The organism is Terrimonas ferruginea DSM 30193, assembly GCF_000425585.1.
Classification (GTDB): domain Bacteria; phylum Bacteroidota; class Bacteroidia; order Chitinophagales; family Chitinophagaceae; genus Terrimonas; species Terrimonas ferruginea.
The window spans coordinates 214652-234569 of the sequence record NZ_AUDS01000009.1 but is presented as its reverse complement, the minus strand read 5'-3'; the positions used below and the strand labels follow the sequence as shown (position 1 = coordinate 234569).

16 protein-coding genes are annotated in these 19918 nt (G+C 48.2%); 10 read left to right on the top strand and 6 right to left on the bottom strand.

What is annotated here, in order from left to right; genetic code table 11:
• Positions 1–42 precede the first annotated feature (42 nt).
• The 4 genes from H608_RS0102530 to H608_RS0102515 all read left to right on the top strand — a co-directional run bounded on the left by H608_RS0102530 (position 43) and on the right by H608_RS0102515 (position 5728).
• Complete coding sequence (locus H608_RS0102530; RefSeq protein ID WP_028786295.1) at positions 43–690, top strand: response regulator transcription factor; 648 nt, start codon at positions 43–45, stop codon at positions 688–690.
• A gap of 69 nt (positions 691–759) precedes the next feature.
• Positions 760–1992, top strand: coding sequence for a hypothetical protein (locus H608_RS0102525; protein ID WP_155990018.1), 1233 nt, complete (start codon positions 760–762; stop codon positions 1990–1992).
• A 132-nt stretch (positions 1993–2124) separates the two neighbouring features.
• Positions 2125–3915 (top strand): lipase family protein, encoded by a 1791-nt coding sequence (locus tag H608_RS0102520; protein WP_028786293.1) that lies wholly within the window; start codon positions 2125–2127, stop codon positions 3913–3915.
• A gap of 25 nt (positions 3916–3940) precedes the next feature.
• Complete coding sequence (locus tag H608_RS0102515) at positions 3941–5728, top strand: thiol-activated cytolysin family protein (protein WP_028786292.1); 1788 nt, start codon at positions 3941–3943, stop codon at positions 5726–5728.
• Between the two features lie 226 nt (positions 5729–5954).
• Here the strand turns inward: H608_RS0102515 and lepA are convergent, their stop codons facing one another.
• Positions 5955–7748, bottom strand: a complete 1794-nt coding sequence (gene lepA / locus H608_RS0102510) for a translation elongation factor 4 (RefSeq protein WP_028786291.1) — start codon at positions 7746–7748, stop codon at positions 5955–5957.
• A gap of 365 nt (positions 7749–8113) precedes the next feature.
• On the opposite strand from lepA, the gene H608_RS0102505 reads away from it, so the two are divergent.
• Positions 8114–8380: a hypothetical protein gene (locus H608_RS0102505; protein ID WP_028786290.1), complete on the top strand. Its 267-nt coding sequence runs from the start codon at positions 8114–8116 to the stop codon at positions 8378–8380.
• A gap of 178 nt (positions 8381–8558) precedes the next feature.
• On the opposite strand, the gene H608_RS0102500 is transcribed toward H608_RS0102505, so the two are convergent.
• Positions 8559–9179: a DUF3347 domain-containing protein gene (locus tag H608_RS0102500; protein WP_028786289.1), complete on the bottom strand. Its 621-nt coding sequence runs from the start codon at positions 9177–9179 to the stop codon at positions 8559–8561.
• 84 nt (positions 9180–9263) lie between these two features.
• Here H608_RS0102500 and H608_RS0102495 point away from each other — a divergent pair, with 84 nt between their 5' ends.
• From H608_RS0102495 to H608_RS0102480, 4 genes are all read left to right on the top strand, one after another.
• The gene (locus H608_RS0102495; protein ID WP_028786288.1) at positions 9264–11246 is read left to right on the top strand and encodes an ABC-F family ATP-binding cassette domain-containing protein; all 1983 of its coding nucleotides are present in this window, start codon (positions 9264–9266) and stop codon (positions 11244–11246) included.
• Positions 11247–11386: 140 nt separating this feature from the next.
• Complete coding sequence (locus H608_RS0102490) at positions 11387–11884, top strand: BON domain-containing protein (RefSeq protein ID WP_028786287.1); 498 nt, start codon at positions 11387–11389, stop codon at positions 11882–11884.
• Positions 11885–12047: 163 nt separating this feature from the next.
• Complete coding sequence (locus H608_RS0102485; protein WP_028786286.1) at positions 12048–12464, top strand: SH3 domain-containing protein; 417 nt, start codon at positions 12048–12050, stop codon at positions 12462–12464.
• Between the two features lie 97 nt (positions 12465–12561).
• Positions 12562–14790, top strand: coding sequence for a patatin-like phospholipase family protein (locus H608_RS0102480; protein WP_081658768.1), 2229 nt, complete (start codon positions 12562–12564; stop codon positions 14788–14790).
• On the opposite strand, the gene H608_RS0102475 is transcribed toward H608_RS0102480, so the two are convergent.
• The 3 genes from H608_RS0102475 to hutI form a co-directional block, all read right to left on the bottom strand.
• The gene (locus tag H608_RS0102475) at positions 14787–15842 is read right to left on the bottom strand and encodes a formimidoylglutamase (protein WP_051267949.1); all 1056 of its coding nucleotides are present in this window, start codon (positions 15840–15842) and stop codon (positions 14787–14789) included. The two genes, H608_RS0102480 and H608_RS0102475, sit on opposite strands and share 4 nt — an antisense overlap.
• Positions 15843–16048: 206 nt before the next feature.
• On the bottom strand, positions 16049–17278 hold the full coding sequence (locus H608_RS20985; protein WP_051267947.1) for a cation:proton antiporter domain-containing protein: 1230 nt from the start codon (positions 17276–17278) through the stop codon (positions 16049–16051).
• 19 nt (positions 17279–17297) lie between these two features.
• Positions 17298–18545 carry an imidazolonepropionase gene (gene hutI / locus H608_RS0102465; RefSeq protein ID WP_028786283.1) on the bottom strand — a complete coding sequence of 416 codons (1248 nt, stop codon included), beginning with the start codon at positions 18543–18545 and terminating at the stop codon, positions 17298–17300.
• Positions 18546–18646: 101 nt separating this feature from the next.
• On the opposite strand from hutI, the gene H608_RS0102460 reads away from it, so the two are divergent.
• Positions 18647–19426, top strand: a complete 780-nt coding sequence (locus tag H608_RS0102460) for a TerC family protein (protein ID WP_028786282.1) — start codon at positions 18647–18649, stop codon at positions 19424–19426.
• Here the strand turns inward: H608_RS0102460 and H608_RS0102455 are convergent.
• Positions 19423–19905 carry a hypothetical protein gene (locus tag H608_RS0102455; RefSeq protein ID WP_028786281.1) on the bottom strand — a complete coding sequence of 161 codons (483 nt, stop codon included), beginning with the start codon at positions 19903–19905 and terminating at the stop codon, positions 19423–19425. The genes H608_RS0102460 and H608_RS0102455 overlap by 4 nt on opposite strands.
• Between the last annotated feature and the right edge of the window lie 13 nt (positions 19906–19918).

The following is a 19918-nucleotide window of genomic DNA, read 5'->3' as shown; positions in this document are numbered from 1 at the left end:
GATAGGCTTCCCGCCCGCACTCGTGTATTTTTATGTTTGTAAATGAACAGGCGTACCATGATTAAAGTGGCCATATTTGATGATAGCGACCGGTTTCGCAACAGCCTCCATCTGCTGCTCGATGGATCTCCCGGTATTGAAGTATCGGGCGTTTATGCAGATGCCAGCGGGCTGGAAGATAAACTTGCACAATGCCTGCCGGATGTTGTGTTGATGGATATCGACATGCCGGGTATCAACGGCATAGAAGCAGTGAAGCGTATCCGTGAAATATTACCCTCTGTAGTGGTAATCATGCAGACGATTTTTGACGATGAGGAACGCATTTTCCAAAGCCTGCAGGCGGGCGCGCAGGGCTACCTGACCAAAGACGCTTCCCCGCTGAAAATGCTGAGCGCCATTGAAGAAGCGATGGCCGGTGGCAGCCCCATGACACCGGGCATTGCACGAAAAGTGATCGACCATTTTCATAAACATCAGCCGGTAGAAAACGAATACAATCTCACACCGCGCGAGAAAGAAATTCTTTTACAACTCAGCAACGGACAGAGTTATAAAATGGTGGCTGCATCCCTGGATATTGCCTACGAAACGGTCCACTCACACATCCGTAAAATATACCAGAAACTGCAAGTAAACAGCCTCGGCGAAGCGCTCTCCATCGCCTTTCGCAAGAAGATCATTTCCTGATAAGTCTTAACCACATCTGGCGATTGTTACCGGCAGGCGGCTCCCCTAATTTGGCGGAAAATTACCTGTATGTCACGTCTTCGTTGTATCACATTTTCAATCGCCCTTTTGTCGGGTCTCTCCTGCGTTGCGCAGGAGCAAACGCAGGAGCAAACGGCGGGTAAGTTAAGTCCCAAAGAGCTGGCAATTCCCGCTTCCCCCGTATTTGACCTCATGGGTGTTACGCCTTCATTGGTCAACCGCACATCCGACATCAAAGATTTCAAGGTAGACTGGTCGTTCAAATCCTGGAAGCTCAATCCCAATCTCGCGATCCAATCGCAGCCGCTCTGGGAAATTTTCTACAACAGAAAAGACCTGTCGCGTTACCAGCAGGCGTCTCCTTTTATGCGGCGCCTCGCTTCGCTTGATGTATCCGTCGGTTCCGTACAGGATGAATTCAATGACCGCCGCATCGGTTTCGCCATCAAGATGGGCGTTTACCGCGAAAAAGATCCGCTGATGGCGCGCTCGTTGTATGAAGACCTCCATGTTCAGTTCACAGAAGAAAAAGCCGCTCTCGAAGCACAGTTGAAAGAACTGATGATCCAGCTCGATACCACGTCACAGGTATTGCAACGGCCGGGTCTTCGCAGCCAGATCAACAGCGTGGAGGAACAACTGCTTTCCCTGCGCTCCAGAAGACAAGCCGAAATCAACACCCGGGCAGCGATCTATGCAGCGGAAAACTGGAACGCCGCTTCGCTGGACATAGCCTTTGGCAAGGTCTATACTTATCAGACAGACAGCGCAGGTTCGTTGGGCAAACTCCGGCTCAACCGCAATACGGGATGGGGCGCCTGGCTCAATGGCGGCTTTGGTATTGGTAAAAAAATGCTGGTAACCGGGTTGATTAGAACCACCTTCTACGAAGAACAATTGAATTTCCTGCTGCGCGATCTAGATACGTTTGAAGAAACAGAACAACAGGCCGTGGCAAGCACGATGCTGTATACAGCGGGTCTTAACTTCCGCTACGGTGGTCCTATTTATAATTTCTTTGCCGAAATTTTTTACGAAAAAAAGAGTACCTCCACTGCAGGTGCTGCACTCAATAAAGTATTCTCACCTGATCCCAATACGGAAGTCGTCGGATCATCCGTCAACTGGAGTTCCGTGTTGCCCACTACACTGACCATCGGCGGAGATTGGAGAATAAGCCGCAACGTAATCATCAATTACGGTATGCGCTTTTCCTTCGATCAGAACTGGACATTCCGCACCTTCACACCGGTGGCATCCATAGCGTGCCTGATGCGATGATGCAACAAGTGAATCGTCAATCGTCAATAAACAGCCATAGTCCATTATCGGAGACCGATACTTCGGCCCTCAAAGAAGCGATCGCCAATAAATAACCAGTAATTTTTTTCATAACCATTTAACCATTTTACCATGTATTACTTCTTAAAAAAGAGGTGGTGTTATCTCTTTGCCCTTGCAACATTGCTGGGCAGCACCATCTCTCAAGCGCAGCTTTCGCTGCCGAGCAAGGACATCGTGACGCCCGTACGTATCACACCCGGTATGGCGCGGCTGGCCACAGTCGTCAATACTCCCGGCAATGCTTTCGGACGTTATTTCAACATGACAGCTACGGGTCGTAATGATATCAATGCTTACCTGCTTTGTTATCTCACTACGCTGATCTATCCGCAATACCTCGCCACGGTTGCCGGTGACGCATCGCCCGAGTACATCACACGTTTACACAACAGCCGCAGCACATTTGAGCAGGAATATAAATTGTATACATCGCGGTTGTTCAACAATCCGAAGTACTTTTTCTTCCAGGAATCTTTCGCCGGCGGCTACGACCCGGAAGCCATGATCGTTTCTACCGACGATGCCATCTTCGTTGTGTTTCGTGGCACTGATCGTGTTGCGTCCAACAAAAAAGAAAACTTCGTCAGCTCCTTCATGTTTGACTGGGCCGAGTGGTTGCTGACAGACTTTGATGCCCGTCAGCACACCGACCCCGATATAACAGGAAAAGTACATGCAGGTTTCTGGCACTCGCTGAGCTACCAGAATTTCAAAGGGCAACTGATGAACAGGATCGTTGCAGAGAATGGTCGCACTAAAAAGATCTGGGTTACCGGGCACAGTCTCGGTGCCGCTCATGCGCAGTTGTTTGCCATGTACCTGCGGAATAAAAATGTACCTGTGCAGGGGGTGTATGTTTACGCTTCGCCGCACCCGGGCACGCAGGAATTTGTAACGGCCATGAATCAGCTCTTTCCGGGCGACAGGCTGCAGCGTTTTGATTTTTCCAGCGATCCTGTTACCACCATTGCCCCTTACACATTGGGCTATCGCCGGGCAGGTACCCGCATTTTTTATGAAGACATCAAAACAATGCGTTTCCGCGCGCCGGAACGCAGTTTCACCGACGCACTTGCGCTGGTTCCGGCTTTAACAGGTGCAGCAGGATTCAACCTCGCCGGATCGCAATTGTGTTATCACCATCCCACCTGGTACCTGCGGGCCGCCTACGAGCAATTGTCCAGGGAAGAGCGCGCAAAAGTGCCGGTCCCCCTGCCCTTGCCGCATCCCGACAACAACGTGAATGACTACTCCTCACCCTGCGATATGCTGGCACGCAACAAAGGCATCAACGCTGCTGCTCCCGGAAGCATGATCGAAGAAGGGATTGCCGCAATCGGTGAAACGATCGAGAAAATACGCTTCGCCGCTACAAGCATACTCGATAATGTTACAGGTGCAGCACTATCCAGCGGATATTATTATATCAGTTCACATGCATCAGGAGACGAACTGCAACTGAATGATAAAAGCGGTATTGACAACGGTAAAGATGTGCAGTTGAACAAGACCAGGCAGCGGCTGTACATACAGCGGTTCGGAACAATCGGTTATGCTATCCGCTTCGCTATAAAAGACGGTAAAGAGTACGTGCTCGACAGCGAAATGAGCGACCTGTTTGATGATGGTGCCTCCAATATTTTATTATGGGAAAAAAATGGCATGCCCGGGGTCAGCGCGAACCAACGCTGGTTGCTGATCAGGTTAAAAGATAAAAAATACATCATTAAAAACCTGGCCAACGGCAAAGTGCTCGACGCCAACAACGGTTGCACGCAAAGCGCCACCTGTGGTGTAAAAACCTGGCGCCCTGTCAACGACGACCAGACACAGATCTGGACGATCGAACCGGCAAACTAATCTCACAAACGCAAAACAAAGAAATATGAAAACATATAGTCAATTCCTCCTCCTGCTTATTGCTATTATTGCATGTCCGCAGTTGAGTTTTTCGCAGGGCCCGATAACGCGACCGATAGGCAAATTACCCGCTAACGTAACGGTCAACCCCAAACTGATACAAAGAACACCGCTCGACTGGTACTTCACGGCTATTCGTCCAGCGCGCGCTTCCGGTGGTGCTCCGGCTAATACCATTACTACAAGAAGCAGCGGTGCAAACACCAGTATAGTGGGTGTAAACCTTCCCCGTGCCGCAGCTCCTGTAAGAGCGGTAGGTACACCCGGCAAAGAACCGTCCGGTGATGGCTATTGTCTTACACAATCTTATAACCTCGACTACCTCAATGAGTCTGCCTTCAGCCTGATCGACCTGCGGCTGAATTTTCCCAATGCCATTTATCCCGGAGCCTTCATCGATGCGGGAAGTTTGCTGGGGAGATCGCCGGTAACGTATGTATCACCTGCACAACGTCGTCCTTTGACGGTGGCCATCAGCATCAGTAACCCTGATTCAGGTTCCAGAACTTACACGGTCAGCAATTTCGGCAGCAACAACAATCGTGTGCTGGATGAAAACCTGCGCGATCGCCATTATGGTGCTGCCATTCCCTCCGTGTTCGCCTATCGTTCAATGGAACTGCGCAGCCAGCAGGAACTGACAGCCTCCTTTAATTTTTCTGCGGGGCTGATGCTGCCGCTGGAAGAATTTGGTATTCCGCTCGATCTGTCGCAGGGTATACGGGCAAGCGGCAACATGGTAAACGGTTCTGTGGAACGCCAGTACATGTTATCATTCATACAACCGATGTATGCGTATACGATAGAAGAAGAAGATCCGGGTTTGTTGTTTACGAACGCAAGTGCTGCTGCCAATATTCACCAGGGTATCGTAAAGTCGGTTGTATACGGCCGCATGATCATGATGACATTCCGCTCCACACTTGATTCGGCGGAAGCATTCGGCCGCGTGTCTGCGCGTTTGGGTATTAATTTCACCGGAGGTGAATTGGCCAATGCCTCATTGGGTGGTTCTATTTCCGGCGATGTGCGCAATAAGTTTGTCCGTGACATTAAAGAATTCAAGGCGTTGGTGTATGGTGGTAATGGCCAGACAGCCAACAGTGTGGCTGGCGATCCCGAAGCAGTTTATCAGTATATCCGTGATCCATCGGCTGCCACGCTGAATAACCGTACCGGTGCGCTGCCTTTGCAATATGTGGTACAACGCATCTCCGACGGACGTATTATCGGTGTGCGTTCAACTTCCAACTATAAAGTAGACGACTGCCTCAACCCGCGGTATGATGTGGAAGTAATTTTTAAAGGATTGAAATGTAACAAGGTGGTGGAGCTTTTCCCTGATGATAAAGAAGATATTTTCGGCACCTGTGATGTCAATGGCAAACGTTTATTTGGCATCAACGAGGATGCTGCCTGGAGTATTGGCGCGAATAAAACAATCGGCGACGACAAAGAGGTAGTGATTGTAAAAGATCTTACCCTGGCGCAATTACGGGAGTTGCAATTGGTATTCAGTCAGACCCTGAAGGATTGGGAACCTTTTCACAAACCGGTCTACCGGGCCTATCAACCCCTGGATCTGAAATATTCGCTCGACAAAACAGCCAACATTAACTCCATCATGAACCTGGCGGCCGGACGTTCAGTAGAATTGGAAAATAAAACTCACGAAGTGAAGTTGTATGAGAACGGCGATAAAGAGCATTCGGCAATCGCCATCCTGTATAGAGTGAAAGTGACGCGGAAGTGAGTGGTGAGTAGTAAGTATTAAGTATTAAGTATTAAGTATTAAGTATTAAGTATTAAGTATTAAGTATTAAGTATTAAGTATTAAGTATTAAGTATTAAGCTTGGCACTTCCCTGGTTCGCTTATACATGATTAGCTTCTAAGATGTATTGACTGTATTATTATCTTACTTATAACTTATTACTTAAAACTTACTACAAAAAAAGGAGCCTTCAGGCTCCTTTTTTTTTAATCGTCCAGTTTCAGTACTGCAAGAAATGCTTCCTGCGGTACTTCCACATTGCCTATCTGGCGCATACGTTTCTTACCTTCTTTCTGTTTTTCCAGGAGTTTGCGTTTACGGCTGATGTCACCACCATAACATTTCGCGGTTACGTCTTTGCGCATGGCGGAGATGTTTTCGCGGGCGACCACTTTGGCGCCGATAGCGGCCTGGATAGCGATCTGGAATTGCTGGCGTGGCAGCAACTCTTTCAGTTTTTCGCAGAGTTTACGACCGAAATCTTCGGCGCGGCTGCGGTGAATAAGCGCGCTCAGGGCATCCACTTTTTCACCGTTCAGCAGGATATCCATTTTAGAGATCAGGGCGTCGCGGTAACCGATGGCATGGTAATCGAACGATGCATAACCGCGCGTTTGTGATTTCAGCTTATCGTAGAAATCAAATACGATCTCGGTCAAGGGCATTTCGAAAATCAGTTCCACGCGTGTGGTAGTGAGGTAGCTCTGATTGATCAGGATTCCCCGTTTGCCGAGACAGAGCGTCATGATGTTGCCGATATACTCGGGCTTGGTGATGATCTGCGCGCGGATATAAGGTTCTTCTATCCGTTCGGTCTTCACCGGATCGGGAAACTCGGATGGGTTGTTGACCATCACTTTTTCTCCCTTGGTCGTATAAGCGATGAAACTAACGTTGGGTACGGTAGTGATAACGGTTTGGTTGAACTCGCGCTCGAGACGTTCCTGGATGATCTCCATGTGCAGCATACCGAGGAAGCCGCAACGGAAACCAAAACCAAGTGCCTGCGATGTTTCCAATTCGTATGTCAGTGACGCATCGTTGAGCTGCAGTTTGTCCATACAATCGCGCAGTTCCTCGAACTCGTCGGTATTAACGGGGTAGATACCGGCGAATACCATCGGTTTCACTTCTTCAAAACCTTTGATAGGTTCCTTTGTAGGTCTGTTGGAAAGCGTGATGGTATCACCAACTTTCACTTCCTTGGCATTTTTGATACCGGTGATGATATATCCTACGTCGCCGGCCTTCACTTCTTTCTTTTCGGTCATCTTCAATTTGAGGATGCCTACTTCATCGGCTTCATAGTCTTGTCCGGTTGAAACAAATCTTACTTTATCACCCTTGCGGATGGTGCCATTCTGAATACGATAATAAACGATGATACCACGGAAGCTGTTGAATACGCTGTCGAAGATCAATGCCTGCAGCGGTGCTTCGGGATCACCTTTGGGTGCGGGAATGCGGTCTACGATTGCCGCCAGCACTCCTTCGATACCAAGACCGGTACGGCCGCTGGCGAGCAGGATATCTTCCGGTTTGCAACCGATCAATTCGATGATCTGGTCCTGTACTTCCTCGATCATGGCGCCGTCCATATCGATCTTATTGATCACGGGAATGATCTCAAGGTCGTTTTCGATGGCGAGGTAAAGATTGGAAATGGTCTGGGCCTGGATACCTTGTGTGGCATCCACAAGCAGCAGAGCGCCTTCACAGGCGGCGAGCGCGCGGCTCACCTCATAGCTGAAGTCTACGTGACCGGGCGTATCGATCAGGTTGAGGATAAACTCCTGTCCGTCGGTATGGCGGTAGTTGATCTGGATGGCGTGGCTCTTGATCGTGATACCTTTTTCCCGTTCAAGATCCATATCGTCCAGTACCTGGTCCATCATTTCCCGGTCGCTGATGGTGTTGGTGCTTTGCAACAGCCTGTCAGCCAGGGTACTTTTGCCGTGGTCAATATGCGCGATGATGCAGAAATTCCGTATATTTTTCATGTACTTCGGCCCGTTTTTCGGACGTGCAAAGGTAAGGGAAAGCCGCGAGCTTATGGCATAAGTGCCGGTCTAATTCAACAGGATCGGCAAGCAGTATTTTCAGGTGTTACCGAAGCTGCAAAAAACCGGCATTATTTTTATATTAAATAAAAGCAAACGCTTATAATGTTATTATAAATCAATTAAATAAGAAAAATGTACCGGATGCGTCATTTTTCCTTTCCTGTCTCATCTTTCTTCGTATTTTTGTGCTCTACTTACCCCGGATTCTACCCCACAACCCATTACATTCTCACTTACTAACCCGGGCCATCGGCTTTTGACTGGTATTAAATTATAGAAATTTAAACAAGGGAGGACGGATTATGTACAGCTATGACCTGCTGGAAAACGGATGTTATTATCTGGTAAAAGACAAAGAAAATTCACCGATCGAACTGATCCAGGTGACTGTGGAGACGGATCATTGCCTGTTTATTCAACGGTTTGATGATCCTACCAAAACGGAATGGAAACTCAAGACCGATACATTGTCTGACATCATTGAATGCCTGAGCGACGAAGCGGTCAGCCAATGGGAGAAACAGTATTATGGTGAGGATGCTTACCAGGAAGAAGAGGATGACGAGTGAGCGTGAATGGTGATCCCGAAATTTCGGGAGTCAATCGTCAATCGTGAATCGTGAATAAAACAGCCATGTCTGTATCTTAACATGACATGGCTGTTTTATTTATAAATTTATCCCCTTATACCTCTTATATCCTCTACCTTACACCTTATCCCTTATACCTTATACCTTATCCCATACCTTACTTCTGCATAAAATTCACCGTATCCTTCGGCTCACCGCAATTCAACATCGACGCTTTATACTGCGGATGCTGCGTACCAAGATAGGGATTGCGTACTTCCTGTGTGGCACTGAGCCAATAACCAGACTGATTTTCACCAAAAGCCATCGGGCATTCCTGCAAATACAATTTTGAACGGTCGTAACGCACCGTTTTCATCAACATATACAGCGCATCGGAAAGACTATTGAGCGAAGTTCTTTTAGCGGCAATGTCCGGCTGATTGATAATATTCTGGATTTCGGCACGGGCATTATCCAGGAAAAAAGAAGCACTCTGCGCAATTTCCACTGAATCCTTCTCCAGTTCTTTCAGGCTGAAGGAATCCAGCCCCTGCTTCAGTGCCGCCGCACTTTCGTTGGCCTTGTTCACATCCCAGTTAACGAACGCCTCGTTCATTTGGTAGTAATTGCCGAGCATCGACTCGATGGACGCATTGAAAGCCTCGCTGTGCTTGCTCACCGCCATCGACACCGGTTTAGGACCTTTGTGCGTATTTTTCTTTCCACGGAGAAGGAAAAACCATACACCAGCGCTGACGGCTACGATCAACAGCAAAAACAGGAGAAATTTCTTCATGGCGTCGTTAAATTTTGCAGCAAAGTTAATATTAAACGATCAGCAGTCCGAATGCATTATTTTTGCGCAAATTTCAGTTGAAGCATGTTAGCAGGATTTCAGAATGTGACATTTGAGTTTGGTGCCCGCGCCATCGTGACCGAAGCTACCTGGCATATTCAGCCAGGCGAACGCATTGGCCTGATCGGGTACAACGGTACGGGTAAGTCTACCCTGCTCAAACTATTGGTAGGACAATACCTGCCTTCCGCCGGCACAGTAGAAAGAAGCCGGTCTACTTCCATCGGATACCTTCACCAGGATCTGTTGAGTTTTGATACCGAAGAGTCCATTTTACAGGTTGCCCTGGGTGCCTTCGAGCGCGTACTCGAACTCGAGAAAGAGATTGAAGAGATCGGTAAAGAACTGGAGCGCACCGGCGACGAAACCACCCTCCTCGCCTACACCGACCGCCTGCACGAACTCGAAACGCTCGGCGGTTACAATATCCATCACCGCACCGAAGAAGTATTGCAGGGACTTGGTTTTACCAACGCCGATCTGCAACGCCCCTATAAAGAATTCAGCGGCGGCTGGCGCATGCGTGTGCTGCTCGCCAAAATGATCCTGCAACAACCCGACCTGCTGCTGCTCGACGAACCGACCAACCACCTTGACATGCCCTCGATCGAATGGCTGGAGAAATACCTCCTGCATTACCAGGGCTCCGTGGTGATCGTGAGTCACGATAAATACTTCCTCAACCGTATGGTGAACAAGATCGTGGAAGTGTATCAGCAACAACTGCATATCTACAATGGCAACTATGACTTCTATGAAAAAGAGAAAGCCATCCGTATAGAAATGCAACAAAAGGCCTACGAGAACCAGCAGGATTATATCCGCCAGCAGGAACGGTTCATCGAACGCTTTAAAGCCAAAGCCAGCAAAGCCGCACAGGCACAAAGCATCATGAAACGCCTCGACAAACTAGAGCGTATTGAAGATGCCGAACTGGAAAGACCCGATATCCGCATCAACTTCCGCGTGGATAAGGTACCCGGTAAAGTACTGGCCGAATTGCACAACGTGAGCAAATCATACGGCGACAACCTCATTATAAAAAACAGCAGCGTAGAGATCGACCGGGGCGACAAGATCGCATTGATCGGCGCAAACGGTAAAGGAAAATCAACACTGCTCCGCATCATCGCCGGTATAGAAACCTTCGATAGCGGGGAGCGCAAGTGGGGACATAACGTAGAGGAAAGCTTCTATGCGCAGCACCAGCTGGAAGCGCTGAACGTCAATAACACCATTTTAGATGAAATGCGTGAATGCGGCAGCCAGATGACCGACCTGGAACTCCGCGGTCTGCTGGGATGTTTTCTCTTCAGCGGCGATGATTCCGATAAAAAGATCCGCGTACTGAGCGGTGGAGAAAAAGCAAGAGTTGCCCTGGCCAAAACCATTGTAAGCAAGGCCAACTTCCTCATGCTCGACGAACCGACCAACCACCTTGACATGCACAGTTGCGACCTGCTGATCGATGCGTTGGACAAATACCAGGGCAGCCTGGTGCTCGTCAGCCACGACCGTTATTTCGTATCGAAAACGGCCAATAAAATATGGGAAATCGTAGATCACGAAATCAAGGAGTTCAAAGGTGGCTATGATGAATGGGTAGCCTGGAAAGAACGGATGGCACGCCTGGAAGCCGAAAGCAAAAAGGCAGAAAAAGCGGAAAAGAATGAAAAGACCGCTCCGCAACAAAAAGAGAAAGAAAAGGAAAAAGAACCGGCACCAAAAGAAACACCGGCCGCTTCCAACACTCCTATCAATAAAGAACTAAAAAAGGAATTACAAAAACAACAGAAAAGATTTCAGCAACTGGAACAACAGATCGCCGAATTGAAAGTCCGCAAGGACAAACTGGAAAAGGCGCTCTCCGATCCGGAAATCTATGCAGATAAAAATAAATTCCGCGAAGCGGAATCCGCTTATCAGCAGGCCGCGGGCGAAGTGGAAAAGCTGAACAAAGAATATGAGACAGTTTTTGAAAAACTGATGGAACTGGAAGGCCAGTAAAATAAAAACCGGAGTTGACGCTCCGGTTTTTTATTAACATCGCCGGTTGCGTCTGGTCATGAAATTGTTTAAATGGGTTTTATGGCATTGTTTATGCCGCCTCCAGGGAGCATATCATTGTAAACCTAAACAAACGATCTATGAAAAAGATGCTGGCGATCCTTGTCATCGCTTCTCTCGCCCTTTGTGTCATTTCTTGTAAAAGCAAACCCAAAGATGAAGATATCCGCAAAGAGGTAATGGCTGCGCTGTCCTCAAACTCTGCATTGTCGGGCCTTTCCGCCGAAGTAAAAGAAGGTGTTGTTACCGTTAGTGGTGAAGTGGCCGATGAAAGTGCACGCTCTGCCGTGGATGCACAGTTGTCCGAAATTAAAGGAGTAAAACAGGTAGTGAACAATACAACCGTTGCTGCACCACCTGCTCCACCCACCAACGTTCCCGAAATTACTGCCGATGACGCACTGACCACAGCCGTCCGTGATGCTATCAAAGATCATCCGACCGTAAAAGCGGAAGTAAAAGAAGGCGTGATCATTGTCACCGGCGAAATCAAACGCGCTGAGCTTCGCACATTAATGGAGAAACTCCAGGCCACCAAGCCGAAGAGTATTGATTCAAAAGGGCTGGTGAAGAAGTAAGGTGTAAGGCGTAAGGTTTAAGACATAAGCACTGAGGTTGCCCGAAGTTTCGGGCTCAGGTTACAAGTAAACATAAACAGCTGTCACTTGCCTTATTCACCATTCACCATTCACTATTGCCGAATTTTCAAATCTTCAAATTCTCAAATCTTCAAATTAGCATATGCTTCAGGAAAAATACAAAGAACTCATCGACGCAGCTACAACAGCCGGCGTCAGCAACCTGCAGGTGCGCGAGCAGGACGGTGTATTATACATCGATGGCGATTCGCCTTCCGGCGCTGTAAAGGATCAGTTGTGGAATGTCTACAACAAAATTGATCCGGACTTTGCCAGCGGCGATCTTATCCTCAACGTGCAGGCCACTGCCGACGAAGGCAGCAAGGTAAAAGTGGTTACCAAATCCAGCAACCTCAATATCCGCAAAGGTCCGGGTACGGATCAGCCGATCGTTGGCAAAGCGGCCCATGACGAAGTAATTACCCTGGTCAGCAAATCCAATGATCAGTGGTGGCTTGTCAGAACCGCCGACGGCGAAGAAGGCTATGCCTATGCTCAGTACCTGGAACCGGTTATATAATAAGGAGCCCGTCAAAATCGAAAGCTGCCCGCGCAAAGGCAGCTTTTTCTATTTTTGCACTGTCTTTCTTTAGCATAACGCCATCCTTAACCTTAGTATGAGATTTTTCCAGGTAGCCCTTCTATTGTTTCTGTCCCTTCAGCTTTCGGCACAACGCCCGAAGGTTGGCGTAACATTGAGCGGTGGCGGCGCTAAAGGCCTCGCGCATATCGGCATTCTGAAAGCCATCGACTCGGCCGGGCTAAAGGTGGATTACGTTACGGGCACCAGCATGGGCAGCGTGATCGGAGGCCTGTATGCTGTGGGATACTCTGCCGACAGTATTGAAAAACTTGCCCGCTCGGTTGACTGGGATCTGCTGCTGAGCAACCAGGCCTCGCTGCGCAGCCTTTTCATGGAAGAAAAAGACGAGTACAGCAAGTACGATATTGAACTACCCTGGGTCAATAATAAATTCAAAATTTCAACCGGATTCCTCGAAGCGCAGGAACTCTGGCTCAAACTCGCCGAGTTTTATTTCCCCGTAACACCTACCAAAGACTTTTCACAATTCAGCATTCCCTTTCGTTGTATTGCCACCGATGTGGGCAACGGTCAGGCCGTGGTGCTGAAGGATGGTGAACTGATCTCCGCTATCCGGTCCAGCATGGCCATACCTTCTGTGTTTACCGCCATTGATCACGATGGCAAAAGATTGGTGGATGGCGGCATCAGCCGCAACTTTCCCGTACGCGACGTAAAGGAAATGGGCGCTGATATCGTCATTGGCAGCACCGTAGCGAGTGGGTTGCTGCCTCCCGATAAAGTACGCAACATTATTCAGTTGCTGCTGCAGATCGCCTTTTTCCGCGAAGCGGAGGACAATAAAAAAGAAGTTCCGCTCTGCGATATCTACATCCCCTTCAAGCTGGATAACTATACCATGGCCAGTTTCGGTGATGCGGATAAAATACTGGAAGCCGGTATGGAAGAAGGCCGCAAATTATATCCGCGCTTCAAAGCATTGGCAGATTCCCTGAATGCGATTTATGGAGAGATAAAATGGCCGGTTAACCGGATGCCCGACCTCAAAACGGTTTATGTGAAAGAAGTGGAGGTGAAAGGCCTGGAAAATACTTCTTCCAACTTTTTCATCAATACGATGAACTTTCATGTCAACAAACGTTACACAGCCAGGGAACTGGCCGACATGATCCGCCAGGCTTATGGTACGCGGTATTACAGCCGTATTTATTATTCGCTGATTCCTGTTGGAGAAAACAACTACCGCATTGTATTTGACATCGAAGAAAATCCGCTTACATACCTTAAAGCGGCCATTCATTACAACCGCTTCTCCGGTATTGGGGTGATCGCTAACATCACGTCAAGGAATTTATTGTTTTCAAATTCCCGTAGCCTGGCCAGCATCAACCTGGGTGAGAGTTTCCGTATCCGCGGAGAGCATCTGCAATACCTGGGAAGACTCAAAGATTACGGGTTTACTGTAAAAACACAATTCGACCGGTTTGACGTTATCACCTACGAACAAATAAAAAACCGGCAAAGCGGTCTTTACAAACAGAATATTTTTGAAGTAAGTGAACGTCTGCATTACTCTCCCAAGCGCGACCTTACCTTCGGCATCGGGCATAAATTTGAGTGGGTGACCTATCATCCGAGAATAGCATCCGGCATTGAAGTAAGAGGAAGCAATGCCTTCTCCAGCTTCTTCACTTATCTGCATCACAATAGTCTTGACCGTGGGATTTTTCCAAGGCGCGGTATGAAGATCGAACTGGAACTCGCGCGGGTGTCGCATCAGCGTGCCAACCTGGATGTATTGGTAAACGGAGTGCCGCCCTCGGACCCCGATTCGGCTTCTATTTCCGAGCAGGCTTATTACCGGTTCTTTGCCCAGGCAGAAGGCTATTTGCCCCTGAGCAGACGGATAACCGCTTTCGCGCAGGCACAGGCGGGAGCCAACTTTAATTACCAACGCAATGCAATGAATGAATTTGTCGTCGGAGGATTGACGCGGATGTTCCGTAACCAGATCACTTTTGCGGGTATGCAGGAAGGCGCCGTATATACGCCGGCATTGGCTACTTTGCAGGCAGGTATCCGCGCGCAATTATTTCCGGGCGCTTATCTCGCCGGCCGCGCAAATATTTTAGTCAACAACATTATCAGCCGCAGCGATTTCTTCAAGTACCAGGATTTCTACTCCGGTTATGCGCTCACCTTTTCCTACAACTTTGCCCTTGGCCCGCTGGATCTAAGTGTCATGTTTTGCGACCAGACACAACGTGTACAGACTTATATCAATCTGGGGATTCCCTTTTAACCCGCAGGTGTAAGCGCTTTTACGAAATCGCTGATCAGGTAAGCCACCAGTTTACCCGTACCCGGATCTATCGGGCGATCGGGAATATGGGTGGCACCTTCGGTGATATGCAGATAAGCGGGGCGTCCTGCCGATGCCGCCAGGTGTAAATACTGACGCGCATGAAGTGGCGAAATACCAACCGGTGTCATGGCGCTGCTCAGTGTATCTTCAATCACGTCGAGATCGAGATCGACCCCCGTAAGTGTATCATTGGTAAAACCGGTGGCATGTGCCACAGCCTGGAGGAAAGTTCTTTTTTCGTGCAGGAAAATATCTTCGAAAGTGATGCAATCGAAAAACGGATTGTTGACCAGGTCTACCCACACGTTTTGCGGCAGATAATTTTCCTGTAAGCCGATCACGCAATATTTCTGCAGGTAGCCGTCTTCCTCCGCGTAGCGGAAGGCATTACCGCTGTGCCGACCTTCTGAAGGACGGTAATCCGCATGTGCATCGAGGTTGATGCAATTGATCTGTGCGAGCGGCAACACGCCGGCCTTGTGCCATCCTTTGGCAGCGCCTTTGATAAGCGGGTAGCTGTTGTTGTGACCACCGCCTATTACGAGTGGCAACTTGCCGGCAGACGTAATGATCTTGGCCAGTTTCTCCACTTCATCATCGACAGTATTGACGGCATGGCGATAGGCTTCGGTTTTTTCCTCGGGGCCGCGCGCCGTGGTATCGATCAGGTATTGTATATCTCCGAAATCAAAATGCCCGAGCAATAATACTTCTTCTCCATCGAAGAAGTCGTTGCTCTGCATATTAAGGAAGGATTGTAAAAAGGGAATCCATAAGGTGTGAGCACCGCCGGTACCCAGATTGGCTTTAACACCGATATCTTCCGGAATACCGATCAGTACGAAACGCGCATTACTTGCCTGTAAAGAGGCTTCGATGTCCGTTGGATTTTCGGGTACCTGCAACCGCTCTCCCACCTTCGTTTCAAATTTTCTGATCTTTGTCAGTGCGAGAATGTCCTGTTTCTGATAAACCTTAAAATGCTGCATGTTAATTCAAAATTAAAAAGTCAAAATTCAAAACGTCAATTGTCAATCGTGAATCGTCAATCGTGAATAAGGTCGCCACGATTCTAATCATTACACCTTAGGCCGAAGTTTCGGCCCGAAGTGTTGGGACTTATTCCTTATGCCTTACGCCTTAAACCATCCACCTAAACTTAAAACTTATTACTTACTACTTAAAACTTATTCGTTCACAAAATATCCGGGCGTTCGGAAAATTGGCCCTCTTCCACAATCTCTTCCGGCTTTTTCCGATAGAAAACCATTCCAAGTGCCATGATCACACTTGTCGTTAATATCACATAAAACAAAATACCGTCGTTGAAACTGGTTAGCTTCAGTGCGGGAGGTATTTTATAAAAAAGCACGATGGTGATCAGCCCTCTCGGGATAAAAAAAGCTTCGGGGAATAAATTCGTCCGCACAAAAAAACGAAGGTACAGCAGCCTCACCACAAAAAGACCGGCAACGATCAGGCTGCCTCCGATAACGATATTGGCATCCGACAAAAACTGTAACGAAATCGAAAAACCGAATAACAGGAAAAAAAAGGTCCGGATCAGGAAGGAGGTTTCAGCGGTGACCGAGTGAAGCAAATGCCGCAATTCCTGCACCTGTGAATGCGGAAAATATTTCAACAAAGGCTTCCAGGTCAGCTTTTCCCAGTTATTGATCAATAACCCAAACGCCAGGATAATGATCAAGGAAGGCAGGTGTAATATTTTCCCGCCCGCATAGATCAGGATCAGCAGCGAGAAAATAAGAAAGAATTTAATATTCAGTTTTGTCCGTGCCAGTATCAGCAGCAGCAGCAACGACAACAATCCGGATAATAAAACGGAGAAAAAAATATTGAAACTGAAAGTGCCGAGGGAAGAAAGGGTCATCGTGTCGGAAGCAATAAAATAATTGAAAACAATGATCCCGATGATGTCGGAGAACGAGGCTTCGTACACCAGAAATTCTTTTTTCTGCTCGGTGAGCGGGTGAATACTCGGAATAACGATCGAGCTGCTCATGATCGAGAGCGGAATGGCATAGATCAGGCATTTATTCAATGGCTCGAGCAACCAGAAGTGCAGGACAAAAGTTATCAGTGCGGTGGAAATGGCAAATATGATCAATGCGGAGAAAAAGGAATCGCGGATGAGCTTTACCTTATTGCGGGCAAGTTTAAGGTCCAGGCCGGCTTCCAGCACGATCATAATCAACCCTACTACCCCAAGTGATTCGATCAATTGATCGGAAAAAGAAACATTGACACCATTGGCATCGGCCAGCGCGCGGAAACCGATACCCGCAAACAAGAGCAACAATACGGAGGGAACCCTGATGTACCGGCTGACAATCGAGAACAGGTAAGACAGCACCACCAGGCTACAGATGACGATCAGTATTTCTTCTGTGTTCAGTTTAAGCATGCGATACCGGTTGGTGTTTTTATTGACGTATGAAGTTTCCCGAGAGCATCACTTTTTCCACCAGATTGGTGCCAAAAGCATAAGGTAAATATTCCAGCGAAGGCATTGGCCGTGTAATGATAAGATTAGCTCTTTTGCCCGGTGTCAGACTTCCCACTTCAGTTTGTAATTCCATGGCAAAGGCGCCATTGATGGTGGCAGCATTGATCGCTTCGGCGGGAAGCATCTTCATTTGTATACAACTTAGTGCCACTACAAAATTCATATTGCCCGATGGCGAAGAACCCGGATTAAAATCACTTGCCAGTGCTATTGCACAACCCGCATCGATCAGTTGACGCGCAGGTTGGTAAGCCATGCGGAGAAAAAAAGCAGCCGTGGGCAACAATGTTCCTATGGTGTCCGACGAAGCCAGCAGGCTGATGGTTTCGTCGTCCATTGTTTCCAGGTGGTCTACTGAAACGGCGCCTGTTTTCACACCGGCCTGCACACCACCGGATAAATTCAATTGATTGGCATGAATCTTTGCTTTCAGGCCGTATTTCGCACCGGCTTCGCAAATGCGGATAGTATCCCCGTAAGAGAAAAATCCTTTCTCGCAAAACACATCGATATAATCAGCCAGGCCTTCGGCGGCAACGGCGGGCAGCATCTCCTCCAATAACAAACGGATATAACCTTCGTGGTATTCGCGGTAATTTTCCGGGTAGGCATGAGCGCCGAGGAAGGTCGCTTTCACCGGGATCGGTGCTTTTTCTTTGATGCGGCGGATGACGCGCAGCATCTTCAATTCGGCTTCAAGACTTAATCCATAGCCGCTTTTGATCTCGATGGCACCGGTACCCAGTTGCATCAATTCCTGCAAACGTTGCCAGGCCAGCTCAAACAGTTCGTCTTCCGTTGTCTGTTGCAAACGGCGGGCGGAGTTGAGGATACCGCCGCCTTTGGCAGCGATATCTGCGTAACTCAATCCTTTTATTTTGTCAACGAATTCCGCTTCGCGGCTGGCGGCAAATACAAGGTGCGTATGGGAGTCGCACCAGGCGGGCAATACAAACCGGCCCGTGGCATCGATCACTTCATCCGGCTCGGGCATACCAGATGGCGGAGAAGACATTTTCCCATGGGCATGGATGCGGTCATTTTGGATCAGCACCCATGCATCTCCGGCCTCCTCCATTTCGTTCAGCTGCGATCCACGCAAAGGTTTTTGCGGATCGGAAAGTCCTGCAAGGCCTTTGATGTTTTTGATATAGGTGATGCCCATATTACAATATTACTAAAGTTCTCCTGCGTGCCGTACAGTAAATATTTTTACCTGCTTCATGGCAAAGATTTTGTAGTTTACAGCGTCGTTAATTTGTCTATATGGATTTCCCTGATATTCCGAATTTCTCCGATCCTGGCATTTGGCTAAGCCTGCTTACGCTTACGTTTCTCGAGATAGTACTGGGCGTCGATAACATCATTTTCATCTCCATTATTTCCGATAAACTGGATCCCGCTCAGCAACGGAAGGCACGCAATATCGGCCTGCTGATGGCGATGGTGTTCCGGATTATATTGTTGCTGACCATTACGTGGATCATGAAGTTGAAAGATCCCGTATTCACCATACCATTTATCAAAAACGAAGGTGTTCCGCTGGATATGAGCTGGAAAGATATTATCCTGCTGGCGGGCGGTTTGTTCCTCGTTATCAAAAGCACGCTGGAAATACACCACAAACTTGAAAAACCAAAACATACGGAATCTTCCAAAAAGATCTACTCGTCGATGAGTTCGGTAGTGTTCCAGATTGTGTTGGTGGATGCGGTATTCTCCTTTGATTCTATCCTGACGGCCATCGGATTGGTGGATGAAGTGTTTATCATGATCGTGGCGGTGGTGATATCGATCATTATCATGATGGTCTTTGCCGGAGCGATCAGCCGGTTTATCAATAAAAATCCGACACTGCAGATGTTAGCGTTGTCGTTCCTGATCGTGATCGGTGTGATGCTGGTGGCCGAAGCCTTTCATCAAAAGATCGCCAAAAGTTATATCTATTCGATGATCGCGTTTTCGCTGGTAGTGGAATTGCTCAACATGCGTATGCGTAAACAAAACGATCCGGTTGAGCTGAATGACCAGCGGCCGGTTGACTAATAAGTTTTCTCCAGTTTTTCGAGTTGCCGCTCGTAGTCGTATTGAATGTCTTCGTGCAGGGCTTTCAGCAATGTGCGGGCCTTCTTCAACTGTCCCTGGTAAAGATTCCTGATCACCGGATTGGGTACTACGGGAATGCCGGAATCATGCAGTTTCTGGCAGAAATAAATCCGCAGGTCCACTTCCGTTGCCTTCTGCCCGCTATACCGGCAGTATTTGCTGATGATCCGGACAATCTTACGAAGGCTTTTTTTGGCAAAATAAAGATGGGATTGGTTGATCTCCTGGAAGAGTTCGTCCACTTCGATCTGTACGCTGCGGATGAATCCGGCTTCATCGCCCGCCTCATACAGCAGGTAGGTGAGCAACTCCTTGTTCTCTTTTTTGAACCTGGCCAGCCGAAGGCAGAGGTTTACCAGCTCCTTCGGCTTCAGTTCGCTCAATTCTTCTTTTAACTCCTGTACTGTTGCGGATTTCATAAAAATTCAAAAA